Origin of the sequence: Psychroserpens sp. (assembly GCF_045105015.1) — a bacterium.
Classification (GTDB): Bacteria; Bacteroidota; Bacteroidia; order Flavobacteriales; family Flavobacteriaceae; genus Psychroserpens.
Genome location: NZ_JBGCCX010000092.1, coordinates 1 through 18019, shown reverse-complemented (window position 1 = coordinate 18019; position 18019 = coordinate 1). Strand labels below are relative to the sequence as shown.

At 31.8% G+C, this 18019-nt stretch carries 14 protein-coding genes; 13 read left to right on the top strand and 1 reads right to left on the bottom strand.

Annotation, left to right across the window (positions count from 1 at the left end; genetic code table 11):
* Positions 1-276 precede the first annotated feature (276 nt).
* The 11 genes from hisG to AB8B90_RS06935 all read left to right on the top strand — a co-directional run bounded on the left by hisG (position 277) and on the right by AB8B90_RS06935 (position 11395).
* Positions 277-1134 carry an ATP phosphoribosyltransferase gene (gene hisG / locus AB8B90_RS06985; protein ID WP_405335093.1) on the top strand — a complete coding sequence of 286 codons (858 nt, stop codon included), beginning with the start codon at positions 277-279 and terminating at the stop codon, positions 1132-1134.
* A 47-nt stretch (positions 1135-1181) separates the two neighbouring features.
* On the top strand, positions 1182-2423 hold the full coding sequence (gene hisD, locus AB8B90_RS06980; RefSeq protein WP_405335091.1) for a histidinol dehydrogenase: 1242 nt from the start codon (positions 1182-1184) through the stop codon (positions 2421-2423).
* Between the two features lie 34 nt (positions 2424-2457).
* A complete protein-coding gene (hisC, locus tag AB8B90_RS06975; protein WP_405335089.1) occupies positions 2458-3504 on the top strand; it encodes a histidinol-phosphate transaminase in 1047 nt (348 codons plus the stop codon).
* Positions 3501-4634 carry a bifunctional histidinol-phosphatase/imidazoleglycerol-phosphate dehydratase HisB gene (hisB, locus tag AB8B90_RS06970; protein WP_405335087.1) on the top strand — a complete coding sequence of 378 codons (1134 nt, stop codon included), beginning with the start codon at positions 3501-3503 and terminating at the stop codon, positions 4632-4634. Before hisC ends, hisB begins: the two co-directional genes overlap by 4 nt.
* Positions 4634-5215, top strand: coding sequence for an imidazole glycerol phosphate synthase subunit HisH (hisH, locus tag AB8B90_RS06965; RefSeq protein WP_405335085.1), 582 nt, complete (start codon positions 4634-4636; stop codon positions 5213-5215). The genes hisB and hisH overlap by 1 nt, the downstream gene beginning before the upstream one ends.
* Positions 5212-5928 (top strand): 1-(5-phosphoribosyl)-5-[(5-phosphoribosylamino)methylideneamino]imidazole-4-carboxamide isomerase, encoded by a 717-nt coding sequence (gene hisA / locus AB8B90_RS06960; protein WP_405335083.1) that lies wholly within the window; start codon positions 5212-5214, stop codon positions 5926-5928. Before hisH ends, hisA begins: the two co-directional genes overlap by 4 nt.
* 3 nt (positions 5929-5931) lie before the next feature.
* Positions 5932-6687 (top strand): imidazole glycerol phosphate synthase subunit HisF, encoded by a 756-nt coding sequence (gene hisF, locus AB8B90_RS06955; protein ID WP_405335081.1) that lies wholly within the window; start codon positions 5932-5934, stop codon positions 6685-6687.
* On the top strand, positions 6684-7280 hold the full coding sequence (gene hisIE / locus AB8B90_RS06950) for a bifunctional phosphoribosyl-AMP cyclohydrolase/phosphoribosyl-ATP diphosphatase HisIE (protein WP_405335079.1): 597 nt from the start codon (positions 6684-6686) through the stop codon (positions 7278-7280). Before hisF ends, hisIE begins: the two co-directional genes overlap by 4 nt.
* Positions 7281-7384: 104 nt before the next feature.
* A complete protein-coding gene (locus tag AB8B90_RS06945) occupies positions 7385-10024 on the top strand; it encodes a GEVED domain-containing protein (RefSeq protein WP_405335077.1) in 2640 nt (879 codons plus the stop codon).
* Positions 10025-10519 (top strand): T9SS type A sorting domain-containing protein, encoded by a 495-nt coding sequence (locus AB8B90_RS06940; RefSeq protein WP_405335075.1) that lies wholly within the window; start codon positions 10025-10027, stop codon positions 10517-10519.
* Positions 10520-10609: 90 nt separating this feature from the next.
* A complete protein-coding gene (locus tag AB8B90_RS06935; protein ID WP_405335073.1) occupies positions 10610-11395 on the top strand; it encodes a tRNA pseudouridine synthase A in 786 nt (261 codons plus the stop codon).
* Positions 11396-11399: 4 nt separating this feature from the next.
* Here AB8B90_RS06935 and tsaD read toward each other — a convergent pair whose 3' ends face one another.
* Positions 11400-12422, bottom strand: a complete 1023-nt coding sequence (tsaD, locus tag AB8B90_RS06930; RefSeq protein WP_405335071.1) for a tRNA (adenosine(37)-N6)-threonylcarbamoyltransferase complex transferase subunit TsaD — start codon at positions 12420-12422, stop codon at positions 11400-11402.
* Between the two features lie 106 nt (positions 12423-12528).
* Here tsaD and AB8B90_RS06925 point away from each other — a divergent pair, with 106 nt between their 5' ends.
* Complete coding sequence (locus tag AB8B90_RS06925; protein ID WP_405335069.1) at positions 12529-16938, top strand: translocation/assembly module TamB domain-containing protein; 4410 nt, start codon at positions 12529-12531, stop codon at positions 16936-16938.
* A gap of 137 nt (positions 16939-17075) precedes the next feature.
* Positions 17076-18019 (top strand): 6-phosphofructokinase (pfkA, locus tag AB8B90_RS06920; RefSeq protein ID WP_405335067.1); only part of this gene is annotated, 944 nt, incomplete at its 3' end.

Below are 18019 nucleotides of genomic sequence, written 5' to 3'. Positions count from 1 at the left end.
GAACTTTAATAAAAACAAATTAGGATTTGTAAATATAAAATTGCAAACTTTGTTAAAATAAAATAACAATGATTTTTATTCAACTACATCATCATCATATTCATTCTAACTCTCAAGCGAGGTGAGTATGTATTGAATAAATTCAACATATTTAAAAACCGTTTGAGTATCTCAGACGGTTTTTTGTTTCCAATAAGGAAGCATTACTTTCCAGAAGATTTACTCAAGTAAAAAATTAAGTTTAATTAAAAAAACACCTGCTTTTGCTGGTATGCTATGAGTAAATTAAAAATTGCTGTTCAAAAATCAGGTCGTTTACATAACGACTCCATGAAAATCTTAAAAGATATCGGTATTGCTATCGATAATGGTAGAGATCAATTAAAGGCATCTGCTAGAGACTTTCCTTTAGAGGTATATTACTTACGAAATGGTGATATTCCACAATATCTTAAGGATGGTATTGTTGATGCTGCTATTATTGGAGAAAATGTGCTTATCGAAAAAAGGAATAGTATTTCAGTTATCGAAAAACTTGGGTTTTCATCTTGTAAGGTATCAATAGCAGTTCCGAAATCTGTAAGTTATAATTCAATTAAAGATTTAGAAGGAAAACGTATCGCTACCTCATATCCTAATACCGTATATCAATACTTGTCAAAAAATGGAGTCAATGCAAATCTGCATATTATAAACGGATCGGTTGAAATTGCTCCAAATATAGGGTTAGCAGATGCAATAGTAGACATTGTTTCCAGTGGAAGTACATTATTTAAAAATGGATTAAAAGAAGCTGAAGTTTTATTTAAATCGGAAGCTGTATTAGCTGTATCTCCAAAAATTTCGGCGGAAAATAAAACTGTTTTAGACAAGCTTCAATTTAGATTACAATCTGTGTTAAAAGCACGTCGAAATAAATACGTGCTCTTAAATGCACCAAATGATAGATTAAATAAAATAATTTCCATACTACCAGGCATGAACAGTCCAACGATTTTGCCTTTGGCTAAAGAAGGTTGGAGTTCCCTTCATTCAGTAATAAATAAGAATGAATTCTGGGAACTTATTGATGAATTAAAGGACAATGGTGCTGAAGGCATTTTAGTTTGTCCAATTGAAAACATGGTATTATAACGAACATAATCTTAAATCCAAAACAAGAAGACTGGTCTGAAGTTTTAATGAGACCAACTCAAACCTTAGACAATATTGAAAGTACAGTCAATAAAATTTTCAATGAAGTACAACGAAAAGGAGATTTGGCTATTGCAAAATATACAGAACTTTTTGATGGTGCGAGCTTAAACAATATTGAAGTCAATATAAATGATATTGAAGCAGCATCAAAACGAGTGTCTTCAGAATTAAAATCAGCTATTAAAATAGCCAAAGCAAATATCACTAAATTTCATTCTGCTCAACAATCAGAACCTATTCAAGTGGAAACAAGTCAAGGTGTAAATTGTTGGCAAGAAAAGCGACCTATTCAAAAAGTTGGGTTATATATTCCTGGAGGAACTGCACCATTATTTTCTACCGTTTTAATGTTAGCTATTCCTGCAAAAATTGCTGGTGTAAAAGACATCGTATTGTGCACGCCTCCTAACAAAGAAGGTCATATTGCAGATGAAATCTTATATGCAGCTCAATTGTGCGGCGTTTCAAAAGTCTTTAAAGTAGGAGGCATTCAAGCCATTGCTGGCTTAACCTATGGCACCGAATCCATTCCGAAAGTGTATAAAATATTCGGGCCAGGAAATCAATTTGTTACTGTTGCCAAGCAATTAGCAACAAAGTATGGAGTAGCGATCGATATGCCAGCTGGACCAAGTGAATTACTAGTTCTTGCTGACAATTCTGCAAAAGCTAATTATGTTGCATCAGATTTGTTAAGCCAAGCCGAACACGGAGCAGATAGTCAAGTAATTTTGGTATCGACTTCAAAATCTTTTTTAGAAAAGGTAAAAATGGAAATTCAAAATCAGATCGAAAAATTGCCAAGGAAAGATATCGCTATGCAGGCTATAAATAATTCAAAACTTATTTATGTAAATACAAATAAGATTGCTTTAGAATTAATTAATGAATATGCTCCTGAACACTTCATAATTTGTACTAATGACAACAACTACTTTATTGATGGAATTATGAATGCAGGCTCTGTATTTATTGGAAACTATACACCTGAGAGTGCCGGAGATTATGCATCTGGAACAAACCACACACTGCCAACTAATGGATTTAGCAAAGTGTATTCTGGAGTAAACTTAGATAGTTTTTTGAAGAGTATTACTTTTCAAAAAATAACTAAAGAAGGACTTCTAAATATTGGAAATACTATTGAACTCATGGCTGAGGCTGAAGGTTTACAAGCTCATAAAAATGCAGTTACAATTCGGTTAGAAGATTTAAATCAGAACTAATAAGCATTCAATAGTAATAGAGAAACTTTTCAGTATGAATAATAAAAATATAAATAGCCTCATTAGAGATCACATTAAACTCATGAAGCCTTATTCTTCGGCAAGAGATGAATATAAAGGGATAGGTGGTAAAATGGTGTTTTTAGATGCTAATGAAAACCCATTTAACAATGGAACTAATCGTTATCCTGATCCACAACAATTACAATTGAAATCTGTAATATCCAAATTAAAACAAATACCAACAAATCAAATACTATTAGGAAACGGAAGTGATGAAGTTTTAGATTTAATCTTTAGAGCTTTTTGCGAGCCAAATAAAGACAATATCATTACAATGCCTCCAACATATGGCATGTATGAGGTATTAGCAAATCTAAATGGCATCGATATTTTAAGTGTTGAATTAGATTCACAGTTTGAACCAAAATTAGATACAATATTTAATATTCAAAACGAGAACTCTAAACTTTTGTTTATTTGTTCTCCTAACAATCCAACTGCAAATAGCATTGACACAATAAAAATAGAAAAATTGATTTCTAATTTTAATGGAATTGTAGTGATTGATGAAGCGTATATCGATTTCTCAAAGAATATAAGTTGGGTGAATCGTTTGAACGAATTTCCTAATATGATAGTAACTCAAACACTATCAAAAGCTTATGGACTTGCAGGTATCAGGCTCGGAATGTGTTATGCTTCTGAAGCTATTATTTCGATCTTAAATAAAATCAAACCTCCCTACAATGTGAATGCATTAACACAGAAAATTGCAATTGAAAAATTAAGTCAACCTGAAATAATAAGTGAAGAAGTTAGAAAAATTCTATTGCAACGAGCTTGGTTGATTTCACAATTGATACATCTGTCTATTGTTAAAAAAGTATATCCATCTGACACAAACTTTCTATTAGTTAAAGTTGATGATGCCAATAAGCGCTATACACAACTTTTAGAAAAAGGGATTGTAGTGCGTAATAGAACGAATCAAGCTTTATGTGAAAACTGTTTACGCATTACAGTAGGTACACAAATTGAAAATATAAAAGTAATTACAGCACTAAAAACTTTAATATGAAACGAGTATTATTTATAGACAGAGATGGCACCCTAATTAAGGAGCCAGCAGATGAACAAATTGATACTTTTGATAAACTTGAGTTTTATCCGAAGATATTTCAATACTTATCTAAAATTAGTAATGAACTTAATTTTGAACTTGTAATGATTACCAATCAAGATGGTTTAGGAACAAAACAATATCCAGAAGATACATTTTGGCCAGTTCATAATTTTGTAATAAGAACATTCAAGTCTGAAGGTGTCATATTTAAAGAACAATACATTGACAAGACCTATGCTAAAGATAATGCACCAACTAGAAAACCTAATACTGGACTATTAACTAAGTACTTTACATCAAATTACGATTTAGAAAATTCATTTGTTATTGGCGATCGATTAACTGATATTGAATTAGCGAAAAACCTAGGTTCTAAAGGTATTTTCATCAATGATGATACAAATTTAGGCACAAATGAAATTACAACAAATCGCGAGTCTTTGAATAATTATATAGCTCTTGAAAGTAATGATTGGGAAGTTATTTATAAGTTTTTAAAATCAGATGAACGTACAGGCAGCATTCAGCGTAACACAAACGAAACAAAAATAAAAATTGAATTAAATCTTGATGGTTCAGGCAAAAGTCAAATTGATACTGGTATTGCTTTTTTTGATCATATGCTAGACCAAATTGCAAGACATGGTCAATTAGATTTAAATATTAAAGTTATTGGTGATTTAGAAGTTGATGAACACCATACCATAGAAGATACTGCTATTGCACTAGGAGAAGTATTTGCAAAAACTTTAGGCAATAAATTAGGTATAGAACGTTACGGATTTTCGTTACCTATGGATGATTGTTTTGCACAAACTGCTATCGATTTTGGAGGCCGAAACTGGTTAGTTTGGGAAACAGAGTTTAAACGTGAAATGATAGGCAAAATGCCTACAGAAATGTTTTTTCACTTTTTTAAATCCTTTACAGATGGAGCGAAATGCAATTTAAATATTAAAGCAGAAGGCACCAATGAACATCACAAAATTGAAGCTATTTTTAAAGCCTTCGCAAAAGCTATAAAAATGGCTGTAAAACGTGATATTGAAAAAATGATTTTACCATCAACTAAAGGAATGCTATAATGAAACTAGTAATTATTAATTATGGTGCAGGTAATATTAAAAGCATTCAATTTGCTTTTAAAAGGTTAGGAGTAACTGCCATTTTATCTAACGACATTAATACAATACAGTCTGCAGATAAAGTGATTTTTCCAGGTGTTGGTGAAGCTAGTTCAGCAATGCAGATGTTAATACAAAGTCAATTAGATATTGTTATTCCCAAATTAAAACAACCCGTTTTAGGAATTTGTTTAGGCATGCAACTTATGTGTCATCATACTGAAGAAGGCAATACTCAAGGCTTAAGCATTTTTGATGTTAATGTAAAACGATTTGCAAATACTGTAAAAGTTCCACAAATGGGTTGGAATACAATTACAAATTTGAATTCTGATTTATTTAAAGGTATTAATGACGGAGATTTTATGTATTCTGTTCATAGTTATTATGCAGAACACTGTAATGAAGCTATCGCTTCTACCAATTATCAAACAAAGTATGCATCTGCCTTACAAAACAATAACTTTTTTGGAGTCCAGTTTCATCCAGAAAAGAGTAGTAATAAAGGTGAGCTAATACTTAAAAACTTTTTAGAATTATGAGAATTATTCCTGCTATAGATATTATCGACGGAAAATGTGTTCGTCTTACCAAAGGCGATTATAATACGAAAACAATATATAATGAAAAGCCAATAGAAGTTGCTAAATCATTTGAAGGTGTAGGTCTTCAATATTTACATTTGGTAGACTTAGATGGTGCAAAAGCTAAGCATATAGTCAATTATAAAGTGCTAGAAAAAATTGCTTCAAAAACTAATCTTAAAATCGATTTTGGTGGTGGACTAAAATCTGAAGAAGATTTACACATCGCTTTTAACTCAGGTGCTAAACAAGTCACAGGTGGAAGTATTGCTGTTAAAAATCCCGAAGTATTTGATAATTGGGTTTCTAAATATGGAAATTCAAAAATAATTCTAGGTGCTGATTGCTACAATAATAATATTGTAGTCAGTGGTTGGCAAGAACACAGTGATAATAAGGTTATTCCTTTTATTAAATCTTATTTAAAAAAAGGCATTAAATATGTGATTTGTACAGACATTTCCAAGGATGGAATGCTCGAAGGACCTTCATTCGATTTATATAACCAAATTCTCAGTGAGAATGAACCTATAAACCTCATAGCCTCCGGAGGCATTACTTCAATTGATGACTTAAATAGACTTGAAGATTTAGGATGTGAAGGCGCCATTATTGGAAAAGCATTATACGAAGGACATATAAGATTAAGAGATTTAGAAACCTATTCATAAACTATGCTTACAAAACGAATTATTCCTTGTTTGGATATTAAAAACGGAAGAACGGTTAAGGGTGTAAACTTTGTAGATTTACGTGACGCTGGAGATCCTGTTGAACTTGCCAAACAATATGCTGAATTAGGAGCTGATGAATTAGTCTTCTTAGATATTTCAGCTACACTTGAACGACGAAAAACGCAGCATGAAATGGTACTAAAAGTTGCTGAACACGTTAATATTCCATTTACAGTTGGTGGCGGAATTTCTTCAATTAAAGATGTAGATGATTTATTACTATGTGGTGCAGATAAAATATCAATTAATTCTAGTGCAGTAAAACGACCTGAGCTCATTAATGAGTTGTCGAATAAATTCGGAAGTCAATGTATTGTAGTAGCTATTGATGCAAAAAAAATTGAAAATGAATGGTATGTTCATTTAGCTGGTGGAAGCATTCCAACTAATTTAAAATTATTTGATTGGGCCAGAGAAGTTGAACAACGAGGAGCAGGTGAAATTTTATTCACGTCTATGACTAATGACGGCACAAAACTAGGATTTGCAAATGAAGCACTCAGACAGCTATCAACACTAATAAATATTCCTATAATCGCTTCAGGTGGAGCAGGAACGATTCAACATTTTGTTGATGCTTTTATTGATGGTAATGCTGATGCTGCTTTAGCTGCAAGTGTTTTTCATTTTGGTGAAATTAATATAACTGACTTAAAACAAGAATTAAAAGAAAACAAAATAGAAGTAAGATTATGAACATAGATTTTAAAAAAAATAACGGATTAGTGCCAGTTATCATTCAAGATGCAACTACTAATAATGTGCTCATGCTAGGGTATATGAATCAAGAATCTTTAAATAAAACCTTAGAAACAAAATTAGTCACTTTTTATAGTAGAGGTAAGCAACGTTTATGGACTAAAGGAGAAGATAGTGGTAATGTTTTAAATCTAATCTCAATTAAAGTCGATTGTGATAATGATACATTATTAGTGAAGGTTAAGCCTCAAGGACCAACTTGTCATAAAGGTACTGACACCTGTTGGAATGAAACGAATACTCAAAACCTAGGGTTTTTATCTGAATTAGAATCTACTATTGAACAAAGAAAAAATAATGCTGCAGCAGATAACTCATATGTTGCTTCTCTTTTTAAAAAAGGAATTAATAAAATCGCTCAGAAAGTAGGAGAAGAAGCTGTTGAAGTTGTTATCGAATCTAAAGATAATAATGACGATTTGTTTTTGAACGAAAGTGCAGACTTATTATTTCATTACTTGATTTTATTACAAGCGAAAGGCTATAAACTAGAAAATGTAATAAATATCTTACAAAAAAGAAGAGGTTAAACCGTTATTTTGAACACTTCCACGATGTTTTTTAGTCATATATTAGTTTTAGTTGGTTATTTTATTCTATATTTAGCAAAATAAATTAACCCAACTCATTCATTATGAACTACAAATCACTAACCTCAATATGTTTTTTCATATTGACCTTAAATTTTATAAATGCTCAAGAATGTGGATTTGACAAAGAATTAGAAAAACGTCGTCAAAATCCAACTTACCTACAACAAGAACAAGAATTTGAACAAAAAATTCAAAATTACATGCTGCCCGAAAATATGCAAGGGAGAATGTCAGGTAATGTTATTACTATTCCTGTAGTTGTTCATGTATTACATTTAGGTGAAGCTATAGGTTCTGGTACAAATATTTCTGATGCTCAAATTCAGAGTAGTATTGATAATCTTAATGATTTTTATAGAGGTCAAACTGCAGCAAGTCCTGTAGATTTTGAAATAGAATTTGCATTAGCACAACGTGATCCTAATTGTAATGCTACTACTGGTATCAATAGGATAAACGCTTCAGCTGTTCCTAATTACGCTTCTGATGGTGTTTCTTTTTTAGGAGTAGGTGCCGATGAAAATGTATTAAAAGATTTGAGTCGCTGGCCAGAGACCGATTATTTCAATGTTTGGATTGTTACCGAAATTGACGGAAATAATGGTGGAAGTGGTTTTCAAGGCTATGCCAACTTTTATAACGGAAATGCCTATGAAGGCTCGGTGATGATGTATTCTGTTTTTGGCTATGATCCAACCAATGCTAACCCGTCATGGCCTTTAAACTTTGCAAGAGATAATAGTACAGTGTCTCATGAAGCGGGTCACTATTTTCACTTGTACCATACGTTTCAAGGTGATAAAGATAATATGGGTAACGACCAATGTCCTCTAGATGCTACTGTAGGTACTGATAGTGATGGCTGTGCAGATACAGTTCCTCATCAACGAGAAACCAGTACTTGCCCTGCAACAAATTTTTGTGATAATGGAAATCCTTGGGCTGACAATAATACCATCAATAATATTATGAGTTATTATTCTTGTACAGATTTAATGACAAATGATCAAAAAACGAGAGCAAGAGCTGCAATGGAAGGCACTGCTTTGGCTAATTCAAAAGGTGATGAACCCGTAGACCCACTTTATGCTGCACCTGTTGTCGCTTGTACAACTAATTCACCAGCAGCTAACAACTTTGCAGGTATATTTAGTGTTGAATTAAATGGCAATACATTTAACTCATTTACTACTGGAAGTGATGGAGGTAATTTAGATTTTAGCAGTAATTGTTCTAATTATTTTGAAATTGATGCTTCTGTTTCTAATACTTTAAATGTTGGTGTTGGAGGTAATTTTAACCAACTTGGTGTTTGGATTGATTGGAATGACGATGGTGATTTTGATGATGATATGGAGCAACAACATTATTCTCAAGATATTCCTGGTTCAAGTGTAGTTGGTATTGTATTATCGTATCCATCTGTAATACCTTATGGTGATTATGTAAGATTAAGAACTGTACTAGATTTGGACGATAGATACGGTCCAGGTATTATCAATTCAGCTTGTTACCAGTCTTTAGTATATGGACAATCTGAAGATTATGCAATTTATATTCAACCTTCAACTGGTCCAACAACCTATACTTATAATAATGGTTGGTTACCAAGTGATCCTAATGGAGTAGCTACTGCTAGTGAAGACATTACAATAGTGTCTGGTAATGCATCGATTAGTTCAAATACAACGTGTAATAGTTTAACCGTCAATGCTGGTGCTGGACTTACTATTGATTCAGCAACAACACTTACAGTGTCAAACGGATTAACTTTAGAATCAAGTTCAACATCGTATTCTAGTCTAATCCTTGATGGATCTGTTACTGGAACAATTAATTACGAACGTCATGTTAATATTAATGGTTCTGGTGAGACTGGTAGTAATGATTTAATTTCTGCACCATTAACTGGTCAGGAATTTGATGATTTTGTTTTAGCCAATCCAAATATTTTAAATAATGGATCCTTATATTTATTCGGTCCTTATGACAAAACTACTGGTGATTATATTACTTTAAATGGTGCTTCAACAACAACTTTAGATGCAGGTGTTGGTTATAGAGCTGCTTCTAGTGATAATGATACGTTTACATTTACAGGTACGGCAAACAACACAGTAATAACTCAAAATATTACGAATTCTGGACCAGCAGAAGCTGAATGGAATCTTGTTGGAAATCCGTATCCATCTTATTTAAATGTTCAGGCATTCCTTAATCATGAAGTGAGTTCAGGTGTCAATAATATTAATTTAATGAATACAGGAACTGCTGCAATTTATGGATATGATGGAAGCGCTCAAGATGGTTGGATTATTTATAATTTAGCTAATACATCTGCTTCTACAGTCATTGCTCCAGGACAAGGGTTTTTTGTAAGTGCAGACCCAACTAATGTTGCGCTTTACGATTTAGAATTTTCACCTGCAATGCGATCTACTGGAACAAGTGATGACTTTATTTTAGGTCGTTCATCAACTAGTAATACTTCAGTATTAAGTAAACTACTATTATCAAGCTCTTCAAATACATCAAGTACAAGTATTTATTTTATTGAAGGAACCTCTAAAGGTTTAGATAACGGATATGATGCTAGTACGTATAAAGATATGGCTGGAGATTTTTCAATTTTTACTAATTTAGTTGACAATAATGACGGATTAGATATTGTTATTCAGTAATTGCCATATAACGACTTTAACGATATTGTAATTGCTTTAGGTCTGAGAGCTGATTCTGGAGATATTTTGACCATTAGTTTAGTAGATAACTCGTTACCTGCAAACATTAATGTTTACCTTGAAGATACTTTAAAAAACACATTAACATTATTGAATGAATCTGATTACAGATTTACACCATCAAATGATTTAATTGGAACTGGTCGTTTCTTTTTAAGATATTCAGCAAACACTATAGCTTCTTTAAATTCAGAATTAGATAATATTTTAATTTATTCTAATTATGATACAAAAGAGGTTGTTATAAAAGGCCATTTAGCTGAAAACAGTAATGCAATCCTTTATGATATTCATGGTAGAGTGATCATCAATCATGAACTTGAAACATCAAATTCAGTTAATACTATTAATGTAGCTGCCTTAAATACTGGAGTGTATATTTTACAACTTTCAGACGGTAATTCAACAAAGACACAAAAGCTAATCATTAAATAGATTACTTATTTCATTATAGATAAACAGTCGCTAATTAATTTTGGTGACTGTTTTTTTTGCAATCATTCATAAAATAGCGTTCTTGCTTATATGTTTGAAAAAAAACGTTATTACTACTTAATTAAGATACAATACTTAGGATATCGTTTTCATGGCTGGCAAAAACAACCAAAATTGAAAACTATTCATTTAATGATTGATCGTACTCTAAATTTTATCTTAGATGGTAAGGAATTTAAAACACTTGGTTCTGGCCGAACAGATGCTATGGTATCTGCAAATGAAACAGCTTTTGAATTATTTATTTATGAAAAAATTGAAGATGAAACAGCTTTTTTAGCCTTGTTTAATCATAACCTACCACAAGATTTAAGAGCACTCGAAATTGAAGAAGTTAATGCAGAATTTAATATCATACAACATTCCAAAATTAAGGAATACGTGTATTTATTTACTTTCGGACAAAAATGTCATCCTTTTTGTGCTCCAATCATGACGACTATTCTTGATGATTTAGATATAAACCTCATGAAAATAGGTGCGCAACTGTTTGAAGGTACACATAATTTCAAACCGTATTGTTTTAGGGCTACAGACAAAGGTATTTACGAACGAACGATAGACAGTTGTCAATTGACTGAAAACACATTGTATACTGCAAATTTCTTTCCTGAGAATACCTATACTCTGATAGTAAAAGGAAAAGGGTTCGGAAGAAATCAGATCCGACTAATGATGGGAACACTTATAAAATTGGGTAGAGGAGAAGTGGACTTAAATTATATTGAAAATTCCTTAAAACCTGAGAGTGTAGAAGTGATGGACTTTATTGCTCCTGCTTCTGGATTGATTTTGAATAAAGTTGAATTTGAATAAAAATTTATATTTTTAATCGCGCTGAAGCCATGACACTTTGGTCTGCGTAATCCCTTTCTAAAAATTTAAAATATCCAACAATTGCTATCATAGCTGCATTATCTGTAGTGTATTCAAATTTCGGAACATATGTGGTCCACCCAAATTTTTGTTCACCTTCTTTAAGCGCTTTTCGAATTCCAGAATTGGCCGAAACTCCACCACCTATAGCAATATGTTTGATACCAGTTTCTTTTGAAGCAAGTTTCAATTTATCAATCAAAATACCAATGATTGTATACTGAATTGATGCGCAAATATCATTCAAGTTTTCTTCAATGAAGTTTGGGTTTTCTTTCACTTGTCGCTGCACAAAATAAAGAATAGCTGTTTTTAATCCTGAAAAACTAAAATTTAATCCACCAACTTTCGGCTTAGTAAACTGAAATGCTTTCGGATTTCCTAATGAAGCACGTCTATCTATTTCTGGTCCTGCTGGATAACCTAAACCTAAAAGTTTTCCACTTTTATCAAAAGCTTCTCCAACTGCATCATCAATCGTCTCACCAATGACATCCATATCAAAGTAAGATGATACTTTTACAATTTGTGTATGTCCTCCTGAAATCGTCATCGCTAAAAATGGAAATGGAGGTTTTACAAAATCTTCTTCTTCAATAAAATGAGCTAAAATATGAGCCTGCATATGATTTACATCAATCAAAGGAATATCTAATCCATAGGCTAATGATTTTGCAAAAGACGTACCTACTAATAACGAACCCATTAATCCTGGACCTCTAGTAAATGCTATAGCACTCAACTGAGATGTTTCAATATTTGCTTTTTTAAGTGCTTGATCAACAACTGGAACTATATTTTGCTGGTGAGCTCTTGATGCTAATTCTGGTACAACACCACCATAGTCTTCATGTATTTTTTGACTAGCAACAATGTTACTCAAAATTTTACCGTTATGCATTACTGCAGCTGCAGTATCATCGCATGACGACTCAATAGCAAGAATATATATATTTTCTGAGCTCATTAATATAAATTAGGCACAATAATTGTTAATTTTGATGTCAAAGTTATAACTTTAAAGGCGTATCAAAAAATTCCTAAAAATACTATCCAAAATAGTAGCAATTATTTTGCTACTATTTATCATTTTAGTATTGATACTTTCTATTCCACCCGTCCAAACTGCTTTAGGGAAACGTGCTACTAATTGGGTTAATGATGAATTTGGCACAAATATTAATATTGGCAAAGTCGGACTTCAATTTAATGGAGATGTTGAATTAAAAGAAATTTATGTTGAGGACTACAAAAAAGATACGCTAATAGCTATTCAAGAATTAAACACATCCATCCTAAACTATAGAAACCTCGCAAATGGTAAACTGAATTTTGGAGATATTGATATTTACGACTTAATCTTTAACATTAAAACTTACACAGGTGAAGAAGACACAAATTTAGATGTTTTTGTGGCAAGATTTGATGAAGAAAATCCACGTGAAGGAAAAAGTGAATTCTTATTGTCATCAAGTGATGTCTCTATTTACAATAGTACTTTTAGACTAATAGATGAAAACAGAGAGACTCACAAAGTATTAGAATTCAATGATTTAGGTATAAATGCCACAGACTTTGTTATTGATGGAAGTGATGTAAGAACACGTATTAATACACTCGCATTTAAAGATAGTCGTGGTGCACATGTTCAGAATTTGATGACTAATTTTGAGTACACCTTAACTTATATGACTTTTGACAATTTGAGTGTCAGAACTGAAAATTCAATTCTAAAAGGAAAACTTCGTTTTGATTACAATCGTGAAGATTTTAAGGATTTTGAAGATAAAGTAAAAGTTACAGCTGAATTTGCAGATTCTGAAGTCTATTTAAATGACTTGAATACTTTTTATAATGAATTTGGTATTGATCAAAAAGCACAATTCAATGTAAACTTAGATGGAACTTTAAATGATTTAAATGCAAATAATCTCCAATTGACAGCTAGTGGGCGAACTAGGGTTTTTGGTGACTTAAACTTCAAAAACCTATTCAGTAGGGCAGACGGTGACTTCTCCATGAATGGTCGTTATGATAATTTGTCTTCTAACTATTATGATTTAAGAGCATTACTGCCAAATATATTAGGAGAGTCAATTCCTTCAGTATTTTCTAAACTTGGTGATTTTAAAATTACTGGAAATTCATATATTACTGACTCTACAATTGATGCTAACCTTAGAATTAATACGGATTTAGGAATTATTGTATCTGATATGAAAATGACTCATGTAGATGACATAGACAATGCTAATTATGTTGGTAATGTTGTTTTTGATGAATTCGATTTAGGCACATTACTTAATGATCCAAAAGTAAAAACAACATCATTTGACTTAGATGTTGATGGAAAAGGATTTACTGTTGAAAATCTAAGTACACAAATTTCTGGTGAAGTATTTCATATTGAATATAATGACTATAATTACCAAGATGTAAATGTTACAGGTAAATTAGGAAATCAAGTATTTAATGGATTCTTAGAATCTAAAGATGAAAACTTCAAATTTAAATTTAATGGTTTAGCTGATTTATCTCAGGACATAAAAAGTTTCGACTTTGATGCAGATGTTGGATATGCAAATCTTAAAGCGCTTAACTTTTTAAAAAAAGACAGTGTATCTATCTTTAAAGGTAACTTGAAAATGTCTGTAAAAGGCTCTGGAATTGAAGATGCGTTCGGTAAAATCAATTTCAAAAATACAACTTACATTAATGAATATGATGAATATTTCTTTCAGGATTTTGAAGTATCGTCAAAATTTAAAGGCGAACAACGAACATTAACAATCAACTCGCCTGATATTATTCAAGGATCAATGAAAGGCAACTTCAAGTTCAAAGATCTAGCTAAACTAGCAGAAAATTCTGTAGGTAGTATTTACACCAACTATTCACCACATCAAATTGAAACAGATCAATATGTGGAATTCAATTTCAAAATTTACAATAAAATTGTGGAAGCCTTTTACCACGATTTGGAATTAGGTCCAAATACGACCATCAAAGGAAGAATGGAAACAAATGAAAAGAATTTCAATCTAACTTTTAAATCACCTCACATAAAACTAAAAGACTACTTTGCTGATGATTTATCAGTATTAGTTGATAATAGCAACCCTGTATTTAATACATATATTGAAATTGATTCCCTAAGTTCGAAATTTTATAATATTTCAGAATTCAGTTTAATTAATGTAACACAACGCGACACTTTATTTATTAAATCTGAATTTAAAGGTGGAAAGCAAAATGTTGATGATTATGATCTAAATTTGTTTTATACTATAAATGAAGACCAAAAATCAGTCATTGGATTTAGAAAATCTGATATCACTTTTAAAGAGAATACTTGGACTATCAATGAAGAAAAAAATAATGCCAATAAGATTGTTTTTGATAGATACTTAACTTCATTCGATATTGATGAAATTGTCATGACACACTTTGGCGAACAAATTAAACTTTTTGGAAGTATTGAAAATGAAAATACCAAAGATGTTAATCTCAATTTTGTAGATGTCGATTTGACCAAAATCACACCTAGAATTGATAGTTTGAATCTGGCAGGAAAAGTAAATGGTGAATTAAAAATTCTTCAGAAAAATGGTGTTTATTTACCAAATTCCAAAGTTACTATCAGTGATCTTAGAGCTAATGACTTTGAACTTGGAGAACTCAAAGCTGATATTTCTGGAAATGAATCTTTAACCAATTACGTTGTAGACCTTAGTCTTGATAATGATGGTATAAAATCACTCGCAGCAACTGGTACTATTGATGTTAGCGAGTATAATTCAAATATCGATTTAGATGTCGCTTTTGATGAATTTCTCCTCAATCCATTAAACCCATTTGGTGAAGGAATTATTACCAACATTAGAGGCTTAGTTACAGGTAATGCTAGAGTTACTGGTAGTTTAAAAAACCCTGAAATTAATGGTAATCTGCTTTTAGACAATGCAGGATTGACCATTCCGTATTTAAATGTAGATTATAGTTTTGATTTTGATTCTAAAGTAAAATTAGAATCCCAAAAATTTATTTTTCAAGATGTTGAAATCACAGATTCAGAATTCTTTTCAAAAGCAACACTTAACGGTTTCATAAGTCATAAGACCTTTTCAGATTGGAAATTAGGATTAGAAATTGAAACATCAAGACTTTTAGTGTTAGATACTGATTACGACGAAGAAGAACTTTATTACGGAACCGCTTTTGTTAATGGAAAAGCTGGTATTATTGGTCCGACAGATGCTCTCAAAATTGAGTTTAATGGAAGTACTGCTGAAGGAACAGTATTTAAAATTCCGCTTAGTGATTTAGAAACTTATGGAGATAATTCATATGTTCGTTTTTTGTCTCCTGAAGAAAAAGATGCTAGAAAAAATGGAGAAGTCGTTAGTGAAAACCAATTCAAAGGTCTAGAATTAGAATTCAACTTATATGTAAATCCGTATGCTGATATTGAAATTGTAATTGATAAAAATTCTGGAAGTACAATTCAAGGAAATGGTAATGGTAATTTGTTATTTGATATTAATACTAATGGAAAGTTTCAAATGTTTGGTGATTTTCAAATTGCTGAAGGCACTTACAATTTTGCTTATGGTGGTTTAGTTCAAAAGAAACTAACCGTTGTTCCAGGAGGTTCCATTCGATGGGAAGGCGATCCATTAAAGGCTCAAATAGGTCTTACGGCTGTATATAAAGCACAAGCAAATCCGTCTGTATTATTAGACAATCCAATTAACAGAAATATAGATGTCGAAGTGGGCATTAATCTAGCCGGACAATTAGAACAACCTGACCCTGAATTCACCTTTGAATTCCCTAATGTTGATTCAAATATAAGGTCTGAGTTAGAATACAGACTAGAGACAAAAGAATCTAGAGAATTTCAGGCACTTAATGTATTGTCATTTGGTTCCTTTGCCAGTGAATTTAACTTAGGTCAAAGTGCTTATGGAACGATTTCAGATCGAGTCAATTCATTATTCAATAGTATTCTAGGCAATGATGGAACCGACAAAATTAACATTGGCGTTAATTACCAAGCAGGTCAACAAACAGCAGAATACGAAACTAATGATGAAATCGGATTGACACTTAGCACGAAGATTAGTGACAGAGTTCTTATTAATGGAAAAGTTGGTGTTCCTATTGGAGGTGTTAGCGAAACCGTAATTGCAGGTGATGTTCAAATTGACGTGCTATTAAATGAAGAAGGTACCTTAACTGCTAAATTTTTTAACAGAGAGAATAATATTAGAAATTTTGGTGAAGAAATTGGTTATACACAAGGTGTTGGTTTATCATATAACGTAGAGTTCGATACGTTTAAAGAATTGGTTGAGATTATTTTTTCTGGAAAAAATAAAAATAAAGACCAATCTAAGAAAAAAACAAACAAAGAAGAAAGCGATGAATTACTTCAAGAATTCATTAATATAAAGCCAGAAAAAAACAAAAAGGGCAATTAAATCTCTGCTTTTAACTCTCATTTTTCAATTAGTTATTAACGAAAACGTTTGAAATTTTTTAGTGCTGTTAAATTATCTAAAATAGAGCAGATATTGTTATTTATGTTTACTAATTTTACTAAAATTAATGTGATATTATGCTGCATACAATAAAGAAAATTGGAGTGTTTACTTCTGGAGGAGATTCTCCAGGAATGAATGCTGGTATACGTTCGGTTGTTAGAGCTTGTGCTTTTCATGATATTGAATGTATTGGCATTTATAGAGGTTATGAAGGGATGATTGAAGGTGATTTTAAATCTATGGATGCTCGTAGTGTAAAAGGAATTATCAACAAAGGCGGTACGATTTTAAAGTCTGCACGCTCAAAAGAATTTAGAACTGTAGAAGGACGTAAAAAAGCTTATGATCAATTAAGCAAAGCTGGAATTGATGCATTTGTTGTTATTGGAGGTGATGGTAGTTTTACTGGAGCCATGATTTTTAGCCAAGAATATAATATCCCAGTAATGGGAATTCCTGGAACCATAGATAATGATATCTTCGGAACAACACATACATTAGGCTACGATACTGCTCTCAATACAGTTGTAGAGAGTATTGATAAAATTCGTGATACTGCAAGTTCTCATAACCGCTTATTTTTTGTTGAAGTAATGGGAAGAGATGTTGGTCATATTGCTTTAAATGTAGGTATTGGAGCAGGAGCTGAAGAAATATTAATCCCTGAAGAAGATTTAGGATTAGATCGACTTTTAGAATCATTAAGACGCAGTAAGCAATCTGGTAAGTCATCAAGTATTGTTGTTGTTGCTGAAGGTGAAAAAAAAAAAAAAAATGTATTCGAACTCAAAGATTATGTTGAAGAACATATGACAGAATATGAGGTTAGAGTATCTGTACTTGGTCATATGCAACGTGGTGGATCACCTTCGTGTTTTGATCGTGTATTAGCAAGTAGAATGGGAGTGAAAGCTGTTGAAAGTTTAATTACAGGACAAACCAATTGTATGGTAGGTTTAAAAGACGATGTCATGACTCTTACCCCTTTAGATCAAGCTGTAAAAGGAAAATCAAAAAT